Below are 19,848 nucleotides of genomic sequence, written 5' to 3'. Positions count from 1 at the left end.
TCTTTATATTTTTATTGTTAATTTTGTTTTAACCCAAAATACTAAAATTTGAAAGTCTCAAGAGAAGTAAAAACAGCCATACTCGTACTTTCGGGTATTATTTTATTGATATTCTTATTCAACTACCTCAAGGGAGAGAATCTCTTCGAATCGCCTGATACCTACTACACAGAATTTGAATACAACGCCTTAAGTTCTTCTTCTCCAGTAACGGTGAAAGGTAATACCGTTGGTAAAATAAAAGCGATTAATTACGATTTCAACACGGGAAAAACACGAGTCGCTTTTTCAGTGGATGATCAGCTTAATTTTTCTAAACAAAGTAAAGTACGTCTTTATAAAACAGGCCTCATGGGAGGTAACGCTTTAGCGATTATTGTGAGTGACGAAGGCGAATTGGCGCAACCAGGTGATTTTTTAAATTCTGAAGTAGAAGAGGATTTGGTATCCAGTCTTACAAAGAATTTTTCTGGCGTGAGTGACAATCTAGACACAACATTAAAATCTGCAGATTCGCTTTTGGTGAGTTTAAACGCCTTGGTGAACGATACCTCTGAAGATGGTATTAAAAATGCTATTGCAGAACTCAATGCGACGATGAAGTCGTTCAAATCTGTTTCTTATACGATTAATTCCTTAGTGAAAGATAACGAGAAAAAATTAGCATCTGTACTTTCTAATGTGGATTCCATTACTCAAGATTTATCGGTAGTGACCAACGATTTGAAGGACGTTAAGCTTTCTGAAACAGTGGCAGGATTAGATAAAACCTTGGCATCTGTCAATGTACTGATGGCACGTATAGAAAGTGGCGAAGGGTCTATTGGGAAACTCTTGAAAGATGAAGGCTTGTACAATAACCTTGAAGGTGCTGCGCTGCAAATGGAGCAATTAATAGAAGACATGAAATTGAATCCGAAACGTTATGTGCATTTTTCTATTTTTGGAAAAAAGCCTAAGCGTTACGATGCCGATGGTAACGAAATAGAAGATTAAGACTAACACACCAACCATATATGAGTTTTTTACCACAAATAGTATTCGCCATAGCTTTAGTGCTTGGTATTGGTTATTTTGCTAGAAATGTCAAAAAATTAATGCGCAACATTAAACTAGGTCGCGATGTTGACATTCAAGATAATAAACCACAACGTTGGAAAAATATGGCGATGATTGCCATGGGACAAAGTAAAATGGTGAAACGTCCCATTGCTGGCTTTTTACATGTTATCGTTTATGTCGGTTTTGTGGTGATTAACATTGAAGTTCTAGAAATAATTATCGATGGACTGACCGGTAAACATCGTATATTCTCTTCCGCAGGTGAAATTTATGACATCCTCATAGGAACTTTTGAATTGCTAGCTTTTTTAGTGCTAGTATCTGTGATTGTTTTTTGGATAAGACGAAATGTCATTAAACTCAAGCGTTTTTTAAGCGCTGAAATGAAAGGTTGGCCGAAAAGTGATGGAAATATCATTTTATACTTTGAAGTGGTGTTGATGTGCTTATTTCTAACAATGAATGGTGCCGATTTACAATTACAACTCAATGGTGCAGAAGGCTATGCTACAGCTGGTTCTTTTCCAATTAGTCAGTATTTGCTGCCTTTGTTTGACAGTTTATCAAATGCGACGCTTATCATTATTGAACGTACGGCATGGTGGTTGCATATCTTAGGTATATTAGTGTTTTTGAATTACTTATATTTTTCAAAACATTTACATATTTTGTTGGCGTTTCCAAACACTTACTACGGAAAGCTAACGCCTCAGGGGCAATTTGAAAATCTAGAAGCGGTCACTAAAGAAGTTAAAATGATGATGGATCCTAATGTCGATCCGTTTGCGGCACCTCCTGAAGGTGCTGAGGCTGCAGTTCCTGCAAAATTTGGAGCTAGCGATGTACAAGATCTCAGTTGGCTAAACTTATTAAACGCCTATTCCTGCACAGAATGTGGACGATGTACAAGTGAGTGTCCAGCCAATCAAACAGGGAAAAAACTGTCACCTAGAAAGATCATGATGGATACACGTGATCGTTTGGAAGAAGTTGGGAAGAATATTGATGCTAACAACGGGGAATTTAAGGATGATGGCAAGCAATTATTAGACGATTATATCACTAAAGAAGAGCTTTGGGCATGTACGAGTTGTAATGCCTGTGTAGAAGCTTGTCCTATTAGTATCGATCCTTTAAATATTATCATGCAAATGCGTCAATATTTGGTGATGGAACAAAGTGCTGCACCAATGGAATTGAATAACATGATGACCAATATAGAAAATAATGGAGCGCCTTGGCCTTATAACCAAATGGATCGTCTCAACTGGAAAAATGAATCATAATGAAGTTTGGCTTTCAGACATATCAGATGATTCTAATCATGGTTCTTATTTTCAGTCAGGTCAATGTGAGTGCGCAATCTTACAGGAAAGACTCCTTGCAGATTAAATCCTATACCCTTATTGAATATCGTAATAATGACGTAAAAGAGGTACAGCTTCTTAAAGTATTATGTGATTATTGTACTGAGTTTCAAAAGAAAATAATTGGCGAAGAAGCCAAGCGCAGAGCGTTTTTAGAACGTTATGATCCTAAAAACCGATTAAAGGAAGGTCAAAAGAAATTGGCCATATATATTCGGATTGCAAAAAAGGATTTTGCAGCAATAAAAGAGAACTAAGTTTAACCCTTGAAATTCCTAGAAACAAAGGAAATTATTTATGGAGAGAGAAGAAGCAGACAAGCTATTACATGAAAAAGTTGAATCTGGAGAAAAAGTAAGTCCAGTATTACCGAAAGGTGTAAAAAATTACTTAATTGATATTGACGGAACCATTACTGAAGATGTTCCAAATGAAGAGCCTGAACGTATGGCAACTTGTGATCCTTATCCAGATGCATTAGCCACTTGTAACAAATGGTATAATCAAGGTCATATGATTTGCTTTTTTACGTCTCGAACGGAAGATCACAGAGAAGTGACCACGAATTGGCTGAATAAACACGGATTTAAGTTCCATTCATTACTCATGGGAAAACCAAGAGGAGGAAATTATCATTGGATTGACAACCATTTGGTTAAAGCCACGCGTTACAAGGGGAAATTTACTGATTTGGTCGACAAAAAAGTAACGATCCAAGTGTTTGACGATGGGCAACACGATTAAGTAGAAACAAGCGCGTTTCTCATGATGCTGTTTGTACAGCAAATAAGAACTAAAGCATTTTAAGAAAACGTTTTCGATACCATTGAAAACTAAAAATATAATTTATGAGCGATTTACTGAAAGTACCTACGATGGCAGAATTCATGGCAGCTGGTAAACAACCGGAAGTTTTATTTTGGGTTGGCTGTGCCGGAAGTTTTGACGACCGAGCAAAGAAGATTACAAAAGCATTTGTCAAAATCTTAAACAGTGCCAATGTTGAATTTGCAGTCCTAGGTACAGAAGAAAGTTGTACTGGAGATCCTGCGAAGCGTTCAGGAAATGAGTTTTTGTTTCAAATGCAAGCGGTTACCAATATCGAAGTCATGAATGCTTATGACATTAAAACTGTAGTCACAACGTGTCCGCATTGTTTTAATACCCTAAAAAATGAATATCCAAGTTTGGGAGGTGATTACAAGGTCATGCACCACACACAGTTTCTAAAATCATTATTAGAAGACAATAGACTCACCATTGAAGGTGGCACGTATAAAGGTAAACGAATCACATTCCATGACCCTTGTTATTTAGGTCGCGCCAACAATGTGTACGAAGCACCGAGGGATCTCATTAGAAAATTGGATGCTGAATTGGTAGAAATGAAAAGCTGTAAGTCGCGCGGACTGTGTTGTGGAGCAGGAGGTGCTCAAATGTTTAAAGAGCCTGAGAAAGGTGATAAGGACGTGAATATTGAACGTACAGAGCAAGCCTTGGAAACTCAGCCAGAGATTATCGCTGCTGGTTGTCCGTTTTGTAATACCATGATGACAGACGGTGTTAAAAACAAAGAGAAAGAAAATGATATCGCTGTTTTAGATATTGCTGAACTTATCGCAAATGCTCAAGATTTGTAATATGGCTAAAATCGAAAAAAAACGGATCATTACTGCGGCTCTTATTGGAGGCATCATCTTTTCAGGAATAGTTATCTTATTAGATTACTTATTAGGTCGAGATTTTTCTTTGATGCGACTTCTCTTTTATTTAGTTTTTGGCATACTGATGTACGGATTTTTAACTTACAGAAATTTTAAGAAGCATAATAATGGGCAACAATAATAGTGTTTGCAAGCCTTCGATAGGATAATTAATCACTGTTTTTGCTGCTAATTGGTCTGATATTTTGACCTGAAGAATTTCTGAACGAATAAAACGATGTTTACAAACAATCAAATAGACTTAAGCAGCATACCAAAACTAGAAGCGGTTAATCTCAAACCTATTTCAAAACAGTATCTCAAAATAATCATCCTGAATAAATTACTGGTGTATGCCGTCATGATTGGCGTATTGCTAATGGTCAAATGGTTCATTAATAAAGAGGTGATTCAGCAAGGCTTTTGGTATATTTTAAGCATTTTTTTAGTTTTTGTTTTGTTCAATTTTAGTATCACCTTATTGGCATTTAAAACACGTAAATACGCACTGAGATCTCATGATGTCATTTATGCTCAAGGACTTATTGTTAATTCTGTCACTACAGTGCCTTTATCACGAATCCAACACGTCGAAGAATCACGTGGTTGGTTGGCAAGAAAACTCAATTTATCAACGCTTAACATTTACACAGCTGGTGAATCTGGAAGTGATTTGAGTATCAAAGGTTTGCCTCATGACGAAGCTAAAAAAATTAATGATTTTATAAGTGCTCAGGTCCATGGGAACGACTGATTTTTCACAACCTTTACGGCAATCTTCTAAAGGGATTATTATCATTTTTGCCTTTAATACGTTTAAATTCCTTAAGCGTTTTTTTGTGGCATTTTTAGCCATAGGGTTTTCCTTGATGAAGAAAAAAACTTTTGGTAGTTTGAGTGTTACGACGCTACTGTTAATACTCTTCGGAATTCTTATCATTATTCTTGTAATTGCCATTTTAAAGTATCTGAACTTTAAATTTCATGTCAACGATGAAGATTTTCATTTATCGACCGGTATTATCACTAAAGACCATACTATTATTCCAAAGTCTAAAATTCAAAATATTTATATCAAGCAGAATTTTTTACAACAACTCATTCAAGTAGTGTCTCTTAATATTGAAACAGCTGGTGATAAGAAGTCCGAAATTGAAATCAACGCTTTAGACAAGTCAACGGCTCTTCAATTAAAACAACGGTTGTTTGATAAAACAAAGAAGGTGTCCCAAGTGGAAGAGGATGTCAGCAATTCAGATCAGGTCTTCTTCAAAGTATCTCCTAAACGTTTGATTTTAGAAGGGATTTCACAGAATCACTTAAGAAGTTTTGCGGTTATTGCCTCTTTTGTATTTGGCTTGTATTATGAATTTAAGGATTATTTCTCAGATTTAAACTTACGCTCATGGCTAGAATCATTGCTTCAGTTTGAAGAAGAAAGCTTCCTGAATTTAGTGCTTGCCAATGTTATTCTAGTTGGTCTAATGCTGTTTGGTTCCTTATTATTTTCTGTGATTAAGACCGTTGTGGTCAATTTCAATTTAGAAGTCATAGAAAACAAAAAAACCATCGAAATTAACAAAGGGCTATTTAATAAAGTATCATTGAGTCTTACACCGAGTCGGATTCAAAATTTAGTTGTTAAAACGAATAGAGTTAAACGTTATTTTGGTTTACATACCTTATCAGTTAAGCAAGCCATGGTGAACGTCAAACAGCGTAAAAACTTTGTGGTTATCGCTCTTGAAAAATTACAATTACATCATTTAATAGAAAAACTCCTAGATCATTATACGCTCGGTCCAGAGATCCTAAAACCTCAAGGTTTTTACAAGCGCGTTCTAGCGTTTAGAATTATATTTTTGGCGGCTGTGATTCATATGCCTGGTTTACTCGTTTTTGGTGCTTCCTTCCTTTGGTTGAATCTCCTTTGGCTACCAATTATTGGATTGTATATTCACTATGGTTACAAAAAAGCCTATTATAGCATTAGTTCAGACTTCATCACTGTTGGCAGTGGTATTATTGATACAACGACTAATATTTTGGAAATATCAAAAATTCAAGCCGTAAAGCTCCAGCAAAACATCTTTCAAAAACAACGACAGATAGCATCGGTATCAATTGCCACGGCCTCAAAGACAGTTGTAATACCTTATATCTCCCAATTAGATGCTGAAAATATCCACGATTTTTTAATATATCAGGTGGAATCACAGGCTAAGGATTGGATGTAAAATCGTACTTTTGTAATCCTAAAATCAGAATTATGCTTGTTGACTTTAATACGCTACCAGAGGAATCCCGTGTTTGGATTTATCAAGCCAATCGCTCCTTTACAGACGAGGAAATTTCAGAAATAAAAGAAAAGTTAGATACGTTTATCGAAAATTGGACCGCTCATGGAAGTGATTTACAATCGGGTTATACTATTGAATATAAACGATTTATTGTAATTGCATTAAATCAAAACTTGAATAAGGCTACAGGTTGCAGTATTGATGCTTCTGTTCGTTTTATACAGGATTTGGAACAAACCTATAACGTTGATTTAATGGATAAAATGAATGTCTCTTATAAACAAGGTGAGTTCGTGGCCCATAAATCGCTTTTAGATTTTAAAAAAATGGCTAAAGACCGTGCCATTTCCAAAAACACTATTGTTTTTAATAATCTCGTAAGTAATATTGCCGAGTTTAAAGAAAATTGGGAAGTACCTGCCAGTGAAAGTTGGCATAGCAGATTTATTAAATAGTCGTTGCATTTCAGGTGTTTACAACCTTCTTTATAAATCTATCTTAAAGTCTTTTCATTCTTGACCGTAAAGTACTATTTTGGCATAGTTTTTAAGGCTTTTTAAGAACAAATCAATAAGACCAGATTCTATGCGATATATATTGTCCCTCATATGTTTAATTACATGTATTCAACCTACCTATTCTCAAGAGGAAAATCATCCTTTAGCACATAAAGACTTAAACGCTCAAAAACGTTGGGTAGACAGTGTTTATAACGACATGAATCTTCAGGAGAAAGTCGGACAATTATTTATGGTAAGGGCTTTTTCAAGTGCGAGCAAAGACAATTCTAAAGCTGTAGCAGAACTCATAAACGATTACCATATTGGTGGTTTAATTTTTTCAACTGGAGGACCTGTTAGTCAAGCAAAGCAAAATAACTTATATCAGGCTATTTCAAAAACACCTTTATTGATTGGGATGGATGCTGAATGGGGTCTTAGTATGCGTTTGGATTCTACTTATGCATTTCCATGGAACATGACCTTAGGCGCTATTAAAGACAATAAACTGGTAGAACGCACTGGTTATCACATTGGTGAACATTGTAAGCGAATTGGAGTGCATTTTAATTTTGCACCAGTGGTTGATATTAATACAAACCCGAAAAACCCGATTATTGGCAACCGATCTTTTGGCGAAGATCGAGATAATGTCACAGAAAAGGCGGCTGCGTTTATGAAAGGGATGCAAGATGCTGGCGTTTTAGCTAATGCCAAACACTTTCCAGGTCATGGCGATACCGATAGTGATTCACATAAAACCTTGCCAACGATCAGTTTTAACGAAAAGCGTATTGATTCCATTGAATTGTATCCTTACAGAGAATTGATAAAACAAGGTTTATCCAGTGTTATGGTGGCACATTTGAATGTGCCTAGTTTAGAACCTCGATCTGGATTTCCTTCGTCTTTATCGACTCATATTGTGACCGATATTTTAAAAGAGCAACTCGGTTTTAAAGGCTTAATTTTTACCGATGCTCTGGAAATGAAAGGGGTTTCAAATTTCAGTACACCAGGAGAAATCGACTTAGCGGCCTTTCAAGCAGGAAATGATGTCTTATTAATTTCCGAAGATGTTCCCAAAGCCATAGAAAAAATAATTCAGGCATATGAGAGCAAAGCTATTTCAGAAGAGCGCTTAGCTCATTCTGTTAAAAAAATTCTGATGGCGAAATACAAAGTGGGTCTTCATAATTATCAACCTATTGGAACCACGCATTTAGTAGAAGATTTGAACCGACTGAAAGATGATATGCTCTACGAAGCCCTAGCCGAAAATGCTTTTACGGTCTTAAAAAATAAAGAAGAACTGCTACCGCTAAGACATTTAGAAACGAAAAAGATTGCCTATGTACAACTAGGTGATGATGATGGTAGCGCCTTTTATAATGAACTTAAAAAATACACGAAGGTACATTTGGTGCAAGCCGAGAAGCTTGATGAACTTATTGCGAAGCTTCAAAATTACAATACAGTAATTGTTGGATTTCATAAGAAAAATGACCACCCATGGAGAGATTATAAATTCACGGATAAAGAAATGGTTTGGCTTTATGAAATCGCAAGAACGAATTCTGTGATCTTAGATGTCTTTGCCAGACCTTATGCGCTTATTGATTTGCTTAGTATTGAAAACATTGAAAGTATTGTGATGAGTTATCAGAATAGTACCATTTCTCAAGAGAAATCTGCTCAAGCAATTTTTGGTGCTATTCCTGCAAAAGGTGAAACACCTGTTTCGATAGGAGCGCATTTTAAAGTGGGTGATGGCATCACCTATAATGCCATTCAATCGTTGAGTTATGGCATCCCAGAACGCGTTGGGATGAGTTCAGAAAAACTCAAACGGCTAGATTCTATAGCACAATATGCGGTTGACAAAGAAATGACGCCTGGTATTCAACTATTAGTTGCAAGAAAAGGGAAAGTGATTTACAACAAAAATTTTGGTAAGCATACCTATGAAGGTGATGAGAAGGTGAAGTTTGATGATATTTACGACGTCGCTTCCTTGACGAAAATATTGGCAACTTTACCCTTATTAATGGAGTTAGAGGAAAAGAAAGCAGTATCGTTGAATACGAAGCTGTCAAGAATACTTCCGGAATATATAGATTCTAACAAGAAAAATGTTACAATCAAGCAGATGTTATCGCATTTCGCTAAATTAAAACCTTGGATACCTTTTTATGTAGCGACCTTAGATTCTGTGACAAAAAAGCCAGACCCTAAATATTACAGACGTGCAGCTACACCGAGATTTAATATCAAAGTGGCAGAGCAGATGTACCTAAGACACGACTATCCTGATTCCATTCAAAAAATCATTGTAGATTCTGAGCTTTTATCATCGTTGCGATACAGATATAGTGATTTACCGTACTATATCCTAAAGAAATATATTGAAGGCTACTACAAAAAGCCCTTGAATGAGTTAGTTCAGGAGCACTTTTACCAATCCTTAGGGGCTAATTACACCACCTATAATCCTTCAACTAAGTTTACAGATAAAAATATTGTACCAACAGAAATTGATGACTATTATCGCTATCAAAAGGTGCATGGTTATGTGCATGATATGGGTGCTGCCATGCAAAATGGTGTTGGAGGTCACGCAGGTATTTTTAGCAATGCCAATGATGTCGCAAAGATTATGCAAATGTATTTACAAAAAGGCTATTATGGCGGGAAGCGTTATTTCAAGACGGAAACCATCGATAAATTTAACACCTGTTATTATTGCTCTAAAAATGTAAGGAGAGGGATAGGTTTCGACAAACCACAACTGGGAGAGGAAGGTCCAACGTGTGGTTGCGTATCCATGACAAGCTTTGGCCATTCTGGATTTACAGGTACTTATGCTTGGGCTGATCCAGATGCTGAAATTGTTTATATATTTTTAGCAAATAGAACCTATCCTCATGCTGGTAAAAACTTATTGTTACGTGAAAATATTAGAACTGAAATACAACGCTTAATTTATGAAGCTATAATCGATTAGTACCATGCGCATAGGAATTGTTTGTTATCCAACTTTTGGAGGAAGTGGTGTTGTTGCCACAGAACTTGGACTCGAATTGTCCAAACGTGGCCACGACATACATTTTATTACGTATAGTCAGCCCGTTAGGTTAGAACTATTAGGTAATAATGTTCATTACCATGAAGTGACCGTTCCTGAATATCCATTATTCTTATATCAACCTTACGAACTAGCCTTGTCGAGCAAATTAGTAGACATGGTTAAGCTTCATAAAATCGAAGTCTTGCATGTACACTATGCCATTCCTCATGCTTATGCGGCTTATATGGCGAAAAAAATGTTACAAGAAGATGGCATATATGTCCCTATTGTCACCACCTTACACGGAACCGATATTACCTTAGTGGGAAGTCATCCATTTTATAAGCCAGCCGTTACCTTTAGCATTAATAAATCTGATACAGTGACATCGGTTTCACAGAGTTTAAAAGATGATACTTTACGTTTGTTTCATATTAAAAAAGACATTAACGTCGTACCAAATTTCATTGATTTGAGTAAGTATGGCTCAAAATTTACCGATTGCGAACGTGCAATGATGGCCTCAGATGATGAAAAAATTATTACGCATATCAGTAATTTCAGAAAGGTGAAACAAATTCCTGATGTGATCAAGGTATTTTATAATATTCAAAAGGAAGTCCCATCGCGCCTGATGATGGTGGGTGAGGGTCCTGAAAGAGAACCAGCGGAACGTCTGTGTGAAGCATTAGGGATTGAAGATAAAGTCGTTTTTTTTGGAAATAGCAACGAAATTGATAAAATCCTAGGATTTAGTGATCTCTTTCTGTTACCATCGTTAACCGAAAGTTTCGGACTATCAGCATTAGAAGCAATGGCCTCAGGTGTTCCTGTAATTTCAAGTAACACAGGAGGTATTCCTGAAGTTAATGTACACGGCGAGTCGGGTTTCTTAAGTCAAAAAAATGATGTGGATGACATGTCCAAAAATGCCTTATTCATTTTAAAGGATGCTGACCGATTGAAAACATTTAAAACCAATGCTCGTGAAACTGCCAAAAAGTTTGACATTCATGAAATTGTTCCGCAGTACGAGGCTATCTATGAAGACACACTTAAAAAGTGTCTAATTTCTTAAAAAATTAGTCTGATTTTTTTGAAATTTTAGTGAGTTGTTCCTGCAATTGTTTCTTATCGCTCTCTGATGGTGACTCGGGTTCTTGCTCACTTGCCTTATCTGGTTCAAAGCTGAATTTGGCGTATAACGGAAAGTGATCTGAAGAGGTTTCATCATAGGTTTTAAAATCCTTAAAACGAAATTCTTTAGAACAAAATATATGATCTAATGGCCATCTCAAAAGAAATTTTTGCGCATTATAAGTGCTGTAAATACCACGTCCAATTCTCGGATCTAAGAGCATGCTGTTTCTTTTAAATAGCTGATTTGTTTTTGACCACGATACATCGTTAAAATCTCCTAAAACAACCACAGGCAACTTAGAATCGATCACTTTTTTAGCAACTAACATCATTTCAGTATCTCGATCGGTCGACATAGGATTATGTTGAGGCATAGGAGGTGTTGGATGAATCGCATATAACTGAATGGTATCACCTGATGTTATGACAAGCTTCGAATGAATGGAAGGAATACTGTCATTGATTAAAAACTTGACTTCTGGATTTACTAATTTTAACTTTGAATACAACAGCATTCCATAGGTATTGTCCAAAGGAAATTCAATTTGATACTTGTAATCATCTGAAATGGCCTGAGAAATAACATCTCTCCACCGATTATTGGCCTCTGTTAATACCATGACGTCTGCATCGGAATCATCTATAGCTTTGATAATTTTTTGAGTATCCTCATTATCTTGATAAACATTAGCTGTTAGAAAACTGATTTGCGTTGTTACGTTTTTTGAAGATGGTTTTAGTTCTTCACCTGCAAATAAGGTAAACGGATATATTTTAACAAATTGAAAGACAAAACATGCGACTAATATCAGTACAAAGGCATAATCTCCTTCGTTTTTAAAATCAAACTTGATGAAATAAACAAGAATGGCCAGTGCTGTTAGAAACGTTAATTGTGTGTGTGGAAAATCGAAGATCCGTATCCACCAATAGTCTAATGCAAAAATTGGGGTAATCGTGATGAGAATCGCTATAATCCCAAAGATTTTTAATACTAATTTGAAAGTCATGAATAAAACAGAGGTTGGTTGAGTTGCATTCAATGTAACCAATTCAATAATAGCTTCCTAATTATATGAGTAATAGGAGTAATACTTAGCTGATATGAGTTAACAATGGTTTTTAACAAAAAACGATATGAGTTAATTCTTTTAGTCTTAGCATTATTAAAACCGTTAATTTTTGGCGACCTTGTATTTATTAATCTATTAAATTTTTAGTGATGAATAAAACTTATATATCTTGTATTGAAGCCTGTCAAAAATGTCTTGTAGATTGCCAAAATTGCTTAACGGAAATGGCTGGCAAACAAAGTATGAATGATTGTCCGAAATGCTGTGTGCAATGCATAGACGCTTGCTACATCTGTATTAAAATGATGGCCTCTAATAGTGCTTTTGTCAAACAATACGCGTTACTGTGTGCTGAAATTTGTGAGTACTGTGCAGACCATTGTGAAGCTCATAATCATGAGCATTGTAAGCAATGTGCAGCATCATGTAGAGCTTGTGCTGAAGCTTGCCAACAATTAGCAGCGTAACATAATCCAACTTAACATATCAACATAACAATGGCTATTTTAGGAAATATTATCAAAGGTGTTATCAACTTAAAAGACACACTCACTTCAGAGGTGAATCATGTAGAAGCTCAAGAAAAGGTTTTAAAACACATTCTTGAAAAAGCCAAAAATACGCAGTTTGGTAAAGCTTATAATTTTCAAAGTATTTTGAATGCCGATGATATGCCACGAGCTTTTGCAGAGAGCGTTCCTTATTTTGACTATCATTCGTTAAACGACAAATGGTGGTATAAACTCCATGAAGGTGAAACCGATGTGACTTGGCCTGGAAGTCCGTCTTACTTTGCTTTAAGCTCAGGAACCACAGGAAAAACAAGTAAACGAATTCCTGTGACAGATGACATGATTGAGGCTATTAGACAATCAGGTATCAAGCAAGTTTTTGCCTTGAAGAATTTTGATTTACCAGCCGATTTTTTCGAAAAAGAAATCATGATGTTGGGAAGCTCTACAGACCTTGAAGAACGACATGATCATTTAGAGGGTGAGATTAGTGGTATTACTGCGAGTAACATTCCAACGTGGTTTCGTGGCTATTATAAACCAGGAGAGGAGATAGCCAAAATTGATGATTGGGACGATCGTGTGCAACATATTGCGGAAAGAGCGGCAGATTGGGATATTGGCGCACTTAGTGGTATTCCATCGTGGATCGAACTGATGCTTCAAAAAGTGATTGATTTTCACCAACTTGATCATATTCATGACATCTGGCCGAATCTCCAAGTTTATACATCTGGTGGTGTGGCTTTCGGACCTTACGAAAAAAGTTTTAAAGCACTCTTGGGTAAACCTGTAACGGTTATTGATACCTATTTAGCTTCTGAAGGCTATATAGCGACACAAGTTCGTCCAGAAACCGATGCGATGCAACTCAACACAAATCATGGTATTTATTTTGAATTCGTGCCTTTTCAACCTGAATATATTAATGAAGATGGTTCTCTCACTGAAAACGCTCCTGCAATCACTCTCAAGGACGTAGAAACGAATCAAGACTATGTGCTTATCATTAGTACGGTTAGTGGTGCTTGGCGTTACCTGATTGGTGATACCATAGAATTTACAGATACAGATCGCGCCGAAATCAAAATTACCGGACGTACAAAATTTTTTCTAAACACCGTTGGTTCGCAATTATCTGTCAATAAAATGGATGCTGCCATGCGCGAATTAGAAGAACAATTCGATATGAAAATACCGGAGTATACGATTTGTGCAAAAAGGGCAGAGGACGACGAATTTTATCATTTTTGGTATTTGGGATCTGATGCTAAATCACAAGATAGTGACGCCTTGGCAGATGCATTAGACAACGCATTAAAAGAAGCCAATAAAAACTACAAAGTCGCAAGGAGTAAAGCTCTTCATGGTGTTAAAGTGAAGGTGGTGTCTCCCGACACATTTTATGATTGGAATGCACGAAACAAAAAGAAAGGCGGACAAGTGAAAATGGAACGTGTTATGGGTGAGGAGAAATTTTCAGAATGGGAAGACTTTATAGCAAGCGTTTAATCGGTTTGTAATAGCATATCACGCTGCTTGACCAATTCCATGATTTCCTCAGGTGATAGATAGTAGCGCTTGATACGTTCTTTGTAGGCGGTATTTATCTGCGCATGATTCAAAATAAAATCCTTGGTTTTTAAGATGTAATCCTCCATGCCGTGTGCAACGGCAAAGGTATCGGCTGCTCGCTCGGCTTCAACGATGTGATTGTCAGACAACAAATAATTAATCCCAAACCATATAAGATTTAAATTACTACGATCTTGATAATCCATAATGTGACCCAATTCGTGGCCAATCCAACCAATTAAGATATCAGAAGGAATATTTTTGGTCTTGAACTCCTTATCTGAAATTTTAAATGATTCGCTTATTAAGATGATATAGCGTCTCTTTTTTTTACTTCGGAAAAAACTCCCAAAAGTGGGACGCGCTTGCATCGTGGATTTCTTAATATGCTTTTTAAACTTGATTTTAATGATCGTACTATCTAATTCAGGGTAATAGGTAAGCGCTTTTACTACTTCTTGTTCGATAGATTGTGGAATGGTATGCTGTGCACTCATAGTTGGACTGATACAGATTAAAATGATTAAAATAAAACGCTTCATTAGGAACATAATACTGAAGAAATTAGGGTTTTATTGAAGTTTTCAAAGTTATTCTTAACCCATTTCATAAAGTGATATAAAATCAAACATATGTTTGAATTATATCACATAATTCACGATATTTACAAAAAAAAACCTGCTTATGTCGTTTGAACGCATTCAAGAAAAATTAAAAATATTAGCTGATGCTGCAAAATATGATGTGTCATGTTCTTCAAGCGGAAGCAAACGAGCCAATACTAATAAGGGTTTAGGAGATGCTACAGGTATGGGAATTTGTCACTCCTATACAGAAGATGGTAGATGTGTTTCACTACTTAAAATTTTATTGACTAATCATTGCATTTTTGATTGTGCCTACTGTGTGACAAGAAAAAGTAATGATATCAAACGCGCGGCTTTTAAAGTTCAAGAAGTCGTAGATCTCACCATCAACTTTTACAGGCGCAACTACATTGAAGGGTTGTTTTTAAGCTCTGGTATTTTTAAGAATGCGGATTACACGATGGAACGCTTAGTCGCTGTCGCTAAAAAATTAAGATTAGAAGAAAACTTTAATGGCTATATCCATTTGAAATCGATTCCTGGAGCTTCGGACGAGTTAATGAGAGAAGCCGGACTTTATGCAGATCGTTTAAGTGTGAATATCGAAATACCAACTCAGGCAGGCTTAAAAAAATTAGCACCAGACAAAAAACGGGAGGACTTCATAAAGCCTATGGTGAAAGTAAAGAATGAAATCATTCAATACAAAGCTGAAAAAAAAGTCATTAAGCATACACCAAAATATGCACCTGCCGGACAAAGTACGCAAATGATCATAGGTGCGAGCGGTGAAAGTGATTTTCAAATCATGCAGACGTCCAATCATTTTTACAAAAACTTTAATCTCAAACGTGTGTATTACTCAGGCTATGTTCCTATAAGCTATGATGATCGCTTACCTCAAATTGGTAGTGCTGTACCTATGTTACGCGAGAATAGATTATATCAAACCGATTGGCTCATGCGCTTTTACGGTTTTGACGTTAGCGAAATTTTAAACGCGCAACATCAACATTTGGATCTGGATATTGATCCCAAGTTGAGCTGGGCATTAAGAAATCTTCATGAATTTCCTGTGGATATAAACCGTGCCGATAAACACATGCTGGCAAGAATTCCTGGATTAGGAATGCGATCTGTCCATAAAATTTTAAATGCTCGGCGATTTCGACGCTTAAATTGGGAACATCTTAAAAAAATAGGTGTGGCTCTAAATCGTGCTAAATATTTTATGGTGTGCGAAAGTGATCCCTTTAAACATCGGGATCTTGCGCCTGAAACCATAAAAGGTTTAATTCTTCAAAATTCAAAAAGTAAATACCAACAATCCCTGAGTCAGCAACTAAGTCTTTTTAACTAATGCAAGAACGGCATTTAATTTACGATGGTACCTTCGATGGGTTTTTGAGTTGTATATTCTACATTTATGAGCACAACTTGGACCAAGTACATATTCAGAATGAATTTGAAGTACAAGAGCGTTTGTTTTCTGAATTTGAAACGGTCATCACCGATATTGATAAAGCCAATCGCGTTTGGAAAGGACTTAAATCCAAATTGTCTAAAATGGGATGCTATCAATTGTACTATGCCTTTTTAAGTGAGGAAGCTAAAATAGAAAACACCTTACTATCCTATGTGAGGTATGCCTTCAGCAATCAGCTGAAAGCGGATAAGAATTATGCAAATCCATATGTATTAAAAGTGGCACAAACCGCTAAAAAAGTTGGTAGAGAGAAACACCGTATGGAGGCCTTTGTGCGCTTTAGACTCACCAAAGATCAAGTATATTTTGCTTCTATTGAACCTGATTTTAATGTGCTTCCTTTAATCTCAAAGCATTTTAAACGCCGTTATGCCGATCAGAAATGGATGATTTATGATATCAAGCGTCGTTATGGTCTGTATTATGATTTAAATACTGTGGAAATTATACAAATGGCGTTTCCTGAAGATTTCGATATGACAAAAAATGACACGGCTATTTTTACAGCGCAAGAACTAGAATTTCAAAAATTATGGCAGGATTATTTCAAAAGCACTAATATCGAATCTCGTAAAAATATGAAACTTCATGTGCGTCATGTTCCCAAGCGCTATTGGAAGTATTTAAGTGAAAAACAACCCAATTAGATTACCACCATACTAAGAATGCTTTCGATAGTTGTTCACCAGTAGCTAACCAAAATAAAGGCGATCTGTGCTCATTCAATAGCTTCTTGGTTTTAGTATTGAAAGCCTCATAATCCATCCATTCTACGTCAGCACGTGGTTCTAAGAACCAGTCCAATTTTGAGGGTAAAAAAAAGCGACAATTCGACAACGCTTGCAATTGATGTTTCTTGTAAAAAACACCTGACACACAGTTTTTATTAAGCAATTTAAAAGGGATGTCTTTATCAATGGGTACAAACAATTGTCCTTTGAATAGCACCTGTTGTTGAAAATTATATGTTCCTAATCCTAATACTTTTAAACGATTAGCACTTTCTTCCGAATATAACAGTGGTAATTGTTTGTCTTTGAGTTTTGTTAATTTCTCCATCAGACTATCCTTCCTATTCGGACCAATCCATCGATCTAATTCATGAGAGCCAGAATTGCTATCATAGACATAAAATTTATAAACGATTTCTAAATGAATAGGCGTACCATGTACTTTGAGTAGCGCATCAAGCTCTCCCAAAGTGTGCTTGTTATGTTGAATTTGAATGTTTTCAGATAACATCTCATAATCAGGCAAGGCCGAAAGTTCTTGAAAAGCGAATTGTTCTGCTAATTGTCCCAGTCGCAAACGACGGCTAATTTTTCGGTCGAAATAACTTTCACTAAGCTCAGGAAGCGCTAATTGTTCTAAATCAAAAACGGTAGAGCCTTCCCATAAAGGAGCTGTTTTTAGGTAGGCGTGATAAAGGTGATTTAAATGATCTTGGTTCATACACATAGAATTTCGAAAATACGAATATTAATTCTGAAAGCTAAGCGAATAACAATACCTTTGCATTCAATTACAATTCATTATGGATACAACATTTTACGATTTAGGGATTTCAAAGCCTTTAATAAAAGGCTTGAAGGAACTCCATATAAAAACACCAACACAAATACAATCAGAAGCCATACCAGTATTACTTAAAAACGATACTGATTTTGTAGGATTGGCACAAACAGGTACTGGTAAAACGGCCGCCTATGGATTACCAATTTTACAGAACATTGACCCAAAAAACAATGAAGTTCAAGCCTTAATCTTGGCACCAACAAGAGAATTGGTACAACAAATTCAAAAGCAATTGTTCAAATTTACGAAGTACTGTGATCATAAGATTTTTGCGGAAGGGGTTTATGGCGGAGAAAAAATGGATATTCAGTTAAAGCGTTTACAGCGTACTACCCATATCATTGTTGCTACACCTGGACGTCTATTAGATTTTATTGAAAGAGGAGAGGTGCAAATAAAAAACATTGACACCTTGGTACTTGATGAAGCCGATGAAATGTTAAGTATGGGTTTTAAACAAGACCTTAACAAAATTTTAAAATATACCACTGGAACACGTCATACTTGGTTGTTTTCTGCAACCATGCCTGAAGACATTAAAAAGATTATCAAGACCTACATGTCTAGTGACGCCATACAAGTTGAAATTGATAGAAACAGCTTGGTCAATGCTAATATTTCGCATCATTATATTGTCACTTCAATCAAGGAAAAGGTAAACATTATTACGCGTTTACTAGATAAGTATACAGATGACAGAGGTATTATTTTCTGTAGAACAAAAGCAGGCACGAATCAATTAACTGAAAAACTAAAAGCAGAAGGCTTTTCTGTGGATGCCTTACAAGGCGATATGCAGCAAAAAGAGCGTGACAAGGTCATGAGAGCATTTAAGAACGAATCCTTACAGTTTTTGGTTTCTACTGACGTATCTGCAAGAGGAATCGATGTCAATAATTTGGCATTCGTCATTCATCATCAATTACCAGACCAATTAGAATATTATACGCATAGAAGTGGAAGAACAGCAAGAGCTGGAAAAACAGGAGCTTCAATCGCTTTGATTATCTCTGGTGAGGAACAGCAAATCCAAGGCATTCAGAAAGACTTAGATATCAAGTTTAAGCAAATGACTTTATAAAAAAAAATGCTACTGTATTCAGTAGCATTTTTAGATTTTATTACATCTATTATTATTTGTTAACAATAATAGCATGAATAACACCAGGTATCCAGCCTAATAGTGTTAGAAGTATATTAATAAGAAAATCCTTTCCAACACCATGTTTTAGCAAAACTGCTACTGGTGGTAAAAGGACACTAAGAATAATTGTTAATAAAGACATGTTTTTTGGTTTTTTGTTATGTTCTCAATATAGTCTCTAACTAACGAAGGTATTGTCTTATATGCATAAAAGTTTGTCTTTATAGCCTTCTTTTGATTGCGACCGTAATGATAGGTATTGAGCACATCTTATTCCTTTCCTTTTCATACATTAAGCAAAATCTTAAATTTATAATAATGACAAAGCATATCACCATTTTAACTTTTATCATACTGGCCATTTTTGGTTGTCAGAATTCTGTTATAGCCCAAGCTCCAGAAGCAGTAAAAGCTACTTTTCAAAAAATGTATCCTGGAGAAAATGATCCCGATTGGCATCAAGACGACCATGGAAACTATGAGTCACATTTCAAAATTGATGGCATTAAATATCGTGCTGATTTTTCTAAGAACGGACAATGGATTGAAACGGAAACTAGCATTGACAAAGATGATTTACCAAAGGCCATCAAAGATAAAATTAAGGCTGATTACGAGGATGAAGAGATTACCGAAGTTGAGAAAGTAGAGCATCATTCAAAAGGCACATTTTACGATGTTGAGTTTAAAAGGAAAGGAAAAAACAAAGATGTCGAGTTTAGAGCTAATGGTGACATCATTAATGCCTAATCGTTGT

21 protein-coding genes are annotated in these 19,848 nt (G+C 36.0%); 17 read left to right on the top strand and 4 right to left on the bottom strand.

Going from position 1 to position 19,848, the window contains the following annotated elements; genetic code table 11:
• Positions 1-48: 48 nt before the first annotated feature.
• The 11 genes from ACU8DI_RS06620 (at position 49) to bshA (ending at position 11,077) form a co-directional block, all read left to right on the top strand.
• Entirely contained in the window at positions 49-996 is a 948-nt protein-coding gene (locus ACU8DI_RS06620; RefSeq protein ID WP_447111974.1) for an MlaD family protein, read from the top strand.
• A 20-nt stretch (positions 997-1,016) separates the two neighbouring features.
• Positions 1,017-2,348 (top strand): 4Fe-4S dicluster domain-containing protein, encoded by a 1,332-nt coding sequence (locus ACU8DI_RS06615; RefSeq protein WP_447111973.1) that lies wholly within the window; start codon positions 1,017-1,019, stop codon positions 2,346-2,348.
• Complete coding sequence (locus ACU8DI_RS06610) at positions 2,348-2,686, top strand: hypothetical protein (protein ID WP_447111972.1); 339 nt, start codon at positions 2,348-2,350, stop codon at positions 2,684-2,686. The genes ACU8DI_RS06615 and ACU8DI_RS06610 overlap by 1 nt, the downstream gene beginning before the upstream one ends.
• A gap of 40 nt (positions 2,687-2,726) precedes the next feature.
• The gene (locus tag ACU8DI_RS06605; protein ID WP_447111971.1) at positions 2,727-3,173 is read left to right on the top strand and encodes an LNS2 domain-containing protein; all 447 of its coding nucleotides are present in this window, start codon (positions 2,727-2,729) and stop codon (positions 3,171-3,173) included.
• A 104-nt stretch (positions 3,174-3,277) separates the two neighbouring features.
• Positions 3,278-4,069 (top strand): (Fe-S)-binding protein, encoded by a 792-nt coding sequence (locus ACU8DI_RS06600; RefSeq protein WP_447111970.1) that lies wholly within the window; start codon positions 3,278-3,280, stop codon positions 4,067-4,069.
• Position 4,070: 1 nt separating this feature from the next.
• Positions 4,071-4,274 (top strand): hypothetical protein, encoded by a 204-nt coding sequence (locus ACU8DI_RS06595; protein ID WP_447111969.1) that lies wholly within the window; start codon positions 4,071-4,073, stop codon positions 4,272-4,274.
• 96 nt (positions 4,275-4,370) lie between these two features.
• The gene (locus ACU8DI_RS06590; protein WP_447111968.1) at positions 4,371-4,886 is read left to right on the top strand and encodes a PH domain-containing protein; all 516 of its coding nucleotides are present in this window, start codon (positions 4,371-4,373) and stop codon (positions 4,884-4,886) included.
• Positions 4,873-6,369, top strand: a complete 1,497-nt coding sequence (locus ACU8DI_RS06585; RefSeq protein WP_447111967.1) for a PH domain-containing protein — start codon at positions 4,873-4,875, stop codon at positions 6,367-6,369. The genes ACU8DI_RS06590 and ACU8DI_RS06585 overlap by 14 nt, the downstream gene beginning before the upstream one ends.
• A gap of 32 nt (positions 6,370-6,401) precedes the next feature.
• On the top strand, positions 6,402-6,887 hold the full coding sequence (locus ACU8DI_RS06580; protein WP_447111966.1) for an ABC transporter ATPase: 486 nt from the start codon (positions 6,402-6,404) through the stop codon (positions 6,885-6,887).
• A 130-nt stretch (positions 6,888-7,017) separates the two neighbouring features.
• Positions 7,018-9,936 (top strand): glycoside hydrolase family 3 N-terminal domain-containing protein, encoded by a 2,919-nt coding sequence (locus ACU8DI_RS06575; RefSeq protein ID WP_447111965.1) that lies wholly within the window; start codon positions 7,018-7,020, stop codon positions 9,934-9,936.
• A 4-nt stretch (positions 9,937-9,940) separates the two neighbouring features.
• Positions 9,941-11,077, top strand: coding sequence for an N-acetyl-alpha-D-glucosaminyl L-malate synthase BshA (gene bshA, locus ACU8DI_RS06570; protein ID WP_447111964.1), 1,137 nt, complete (start codon positions 9,941-9,943; stop codon positions 11,075-11,077).
• Positions 11,078-11,081: 4 nt separating this feature from the next.
• Here bshA and ACU8DI_RS06565 read toward each other — a convergent pair whose 3' ends face one another.
• Complete coding sequence (locus tag ACU8DI_RS06565; RefSeq protein WP_447111963.1) at positions 11,082-12,149, bottom strand: endonuclease/exonuclease/phosphatase family protein; 1,068 nt, start codon at positions 12,147-12,149, stop codon at positions 11,082-11,084.
• Between the two features lie 212 nt (positions 12,150-12,361).
• Between ACU8DI_RS06565 and ACU8DI_RS06560 the strand changes: the two genes are divergently transcribed.
• Positions 12,362-12,679 (top strand): four-helix bundle copper-binding protein, encoded by a 318-nt coding sequence (locus ACU8DI_RS06560; RefSeq protein WP_447111962.1) that lies wholly within the window; start codon positions 12,362-12,364, stop codon positions 12,677-12,679.
• Positions 12,680-12,709: 30 nt separating this feature from the next.
• The gene (locus ACU8DI_RS06555) at positions 12,710-14,236 is read left to right on the top strand and encodes a GH3 family domain-containing protein (RefSeq protein WP_447111961.1); all 1,527 of its coding nucleotides are present in this window, start codon (positions 12,710-12,712) and stop codon (positions 14,234-14,236) included.
• Here the strand turns inward: ACU8DI_RS06555 and ACU8DI_RS06550 are convergent.
• Entirely contained in the window at positions 14,233-14,841 is a 609-nt protein-coding gene (locus ACU8DI_RS06550; RefSeq protein WP_447111960.1) for a hypothetical protein, read from the bottom strand. The genes ACU8DI_RS06555 and ACU8DI_RS06550 overlap by 4 nt on opposite strands.
• A 142-nt stretch (positions 14,842-14,983) precedes the next feature.
• Here ACU8DI_RS06550 and ACU8DI_RS06545 point away from each other — a divergent pair, with 142 nt between their 5' ends.
• Positions 14,984-16,246: a putative DNA modification/repair radical SAM protein gene (locus ACU8DI_RS06545; protein ID WP_447111959.1), complete on the top strand. Its 1,263-nt coding sequence runs from the start codon at positions 14,984-14,986 to the stop codon at positions 16,244-16,246.
• Positions 16,246-17,019, top strand: a complete 774-nt coding sequence (locus tag ACU8DI_RS06540; protein WP_447111958.1) for a TIGR03915 family putative DNA repair protein — start codon at positions 16,246-16,248, stop codon at positions 17,017-17,019. The genes ACU8DI_RS06545 and ACU8DI_RS06540 overlap by 1 nt, the downstream gene beginning before the upstream one ends.
• Position 17,020: 1 nt before the next feature.
• On the opposite strand, the gene ACU8DI_RS06535 is transcribed toward ACU8DI_RS06540, so the two are convergent.
• Positions 17,021-17,824, bottom strand: a complete 804-nt coding sequence (locus ACU8DI_RS06535) for a DUF1853 family protein (protein ID WP_447111957.1) — start codon at positions 17,822-17,824, stop codon at positions 17,021-17,023.
• Between the two features lie 82 nt (positions 17,825-17,906).
• Between ACU8DI_RS06535 and ACU8DI_RS06530 the strand changes: the two genes are divergently transcribed.
• Positions 17,907-19,028, top strand: coding sequence for a DEAD/DEAH box helicase (locus ACU8DI_RS06530; protein WP_447111956.1), 1,122 nt, complete (start codon positions 17,907-17,909; stop codon positions 19,026-19,028).
• Between the two features lie 52 nt (positions 19,029-19,080).
• Here ACU8DI_RS06530 and ACU8DI_RS06525 read toward each other — a convergent pair whose 3' ends face one another.
• Positions 19,081-19,233, bottom strand: coding sequence for a YqaE/Pmp3 family membrane protein (locus tag ACU8DI_RS06525; RefSeq protein ID WP_447111955.1), 153 nt, complete (start codon positions 19,231-19,233; stop codon positions 19,081-19,083).
• Between the two features lie 176 nt (positions 19,234-19,409).
• On the opposite strand from ACU8DI_RS06525, the gene ACU8DI_RS06520 reads away from it, so the two are divergent.
• Positions 19,410-19,841, top strand: a complete 432-nt coding sequence (locus ACU8DI_RS06520) for a PepSY-like domain-containing protein (RefSeq protein WP_447111954.1) — start codon at positions 19,410-19,412, stop codon at positions 19,839-19,841.
• The last annotated feature ends 7 nt before the right edge of the window (positions 19,842-19,848 follow it).

The sequence above is a fragment of the Psychroserpens sp. BH13MA-6 genome, from assembly GCF_052983595.1.
The sequence above is the reverse complement of the archived record's forward strand: the minus strand, read 5'-3'. Positions and strand labels throughout refer to the sequence as shown.

Excerpts from the sequence above, each read along its gene's own strand:
- ACU8DI_RS06615 (WP_447111973.1), top strand. The coding sequence starts at position 1,017 with ATGAGTTTTTTACCACAAATAGTATTCGCCATAGCTTTAGTGCTTGGT.
- ACU8DI_RS06610 (WP_447111972.1), top strand. The coding sequence starts at position 2,348 with ATGAAGTTTGGCTTTCAGACATATCAGATGATTCTAATCATGGTTCTT.
- ACU8DI_RS06605 (WP_447111971.1), top strand. The coding sequence starts at position 2,727 with ATGGAGAGAGAAGAAGCAGACAAGCTATTACATGAAAAAGTTGAATCT.
- ACU8DI_RS06600 (WP_447111970.1), top strand. The coding sequence starts at position 3,278 with ATGAGCGATTTACTGAAAGTACCTACGATGGCAGAATTCATGGCAGCT.
- ACU8DI_RS06595 (WP_447111969.1), top strand. The coding sequence starts at position 4,071 with ATGGCTAAAATCGAAAAAAAACGGATCATTACTGCGGCTCTTATTGGA.
- ACU8DI_RS06590 (WP_447111968.1), top strand. The coding sequence starts at position 4,371 with ATGTTTACAAACAATCAAATAGACTTAAGCAGCATACCAAAACTAGAA.
- ACU8DI_RS06585 (WP_447111967.1), top strand. The coding sequence starts at position 4,873 with ATGGGAACGACTGATTTTTCACAACCTTTACGGCAATCTTCTAAAGGG.
- ACU8DI_RS06580 (WP_447111966.1), top strand. The coding sequence starts at position 6,402 with ATGCTTGTTGACTTTAATACGCTACCAGAGGAATCCCGTGTTTGGATT.
- ACU8DI_RS06575 (WP_447111965.1), top strand. The coding sequence starts at position 7,018 with ATGCGATATATATTGTCCCTCATATGTTTAATTACATGTATTCAACCT.
- bshA (WP_447111964.1), top strand. The coding sequence starts at position 9,941 with ATGCGCATAGGAATTGTTTGTTATCCAACTTTTGGAGGAAGTGGTGTT.
- ACU8DI_RS06565 (WP_447111963.1), bottom strand. The coding sequence starts at position 12,149 with ATGACTTTCAAATTAGTATTAAAAATCTTTGGGATTATAGCGATTCTC.
- ACU8DI_RS06560 (WP_447111962.1), top strand. The coding sequence starts at position 12,362 with ATGAATAAAACTTATATATCTTGTATTGAAGCCTGTCAAAAATGTCTT.
- ACU8DI_RS06555 (WP_447111961.1), top strand. The coding sequence starts at position 12,710 with ATGGCTATTTTAGGAAATATTATCAAAGGTGTTATCAACTTAAAAGAC.
- ACU8DI_RS06550 (WP_447111960.1), bottom strand. The coding sequence starts at position 14,841 with ATGAAGCGTTTTATTTTAATCATTTTAATCTGTATCAGTCCAACTATG.
- ACU8DI_RS06545 (WP_447111959.1), top strand. The coding sequence starts at position 14,984 with ATGTCGTTTGAACGCATTCAAGAAAAATTAAAAATATTAGCTGATGCT.
- ACU8DI_RS06540 (WP_447111958.1), top strand. The coding sequence starts at position 16,246 with ATGCAAGAACGGCATTTAATTTACGATGGTACCTTCGATGGGTTTTTG.
- ACU8DI_RS06535 (WP_447111957.1), bottom strand. The coding sequence starts at position 17,824 with ATGAACCAAGATCATTTAAATCACCTTTATCACGCCTACCTAAAAACA.
- ACU8DI_RS06530 (WP_447111956.1), top strand. The coding sequence starts at position 17,907 with ATGGATACAACATTTTACGATTTAGGGATTTCAAAGCCTTTAATAAAA.
- ACU8DI_RS06525 (WP_447111955.1), bottom strand. The coding sequence starts at position 19,233 with ATGTCTTTATTAACAATTATTCTTAGTGTCCTTTTACCACCAGTAGCA.
- ACU8DI_RS06520 (WP_447111954.1), top strand. The coding sequence starts at position 19,410 with ATGACAAAGCATATCACCATTTTAACTTTTATCATACTGGCCATTTTT.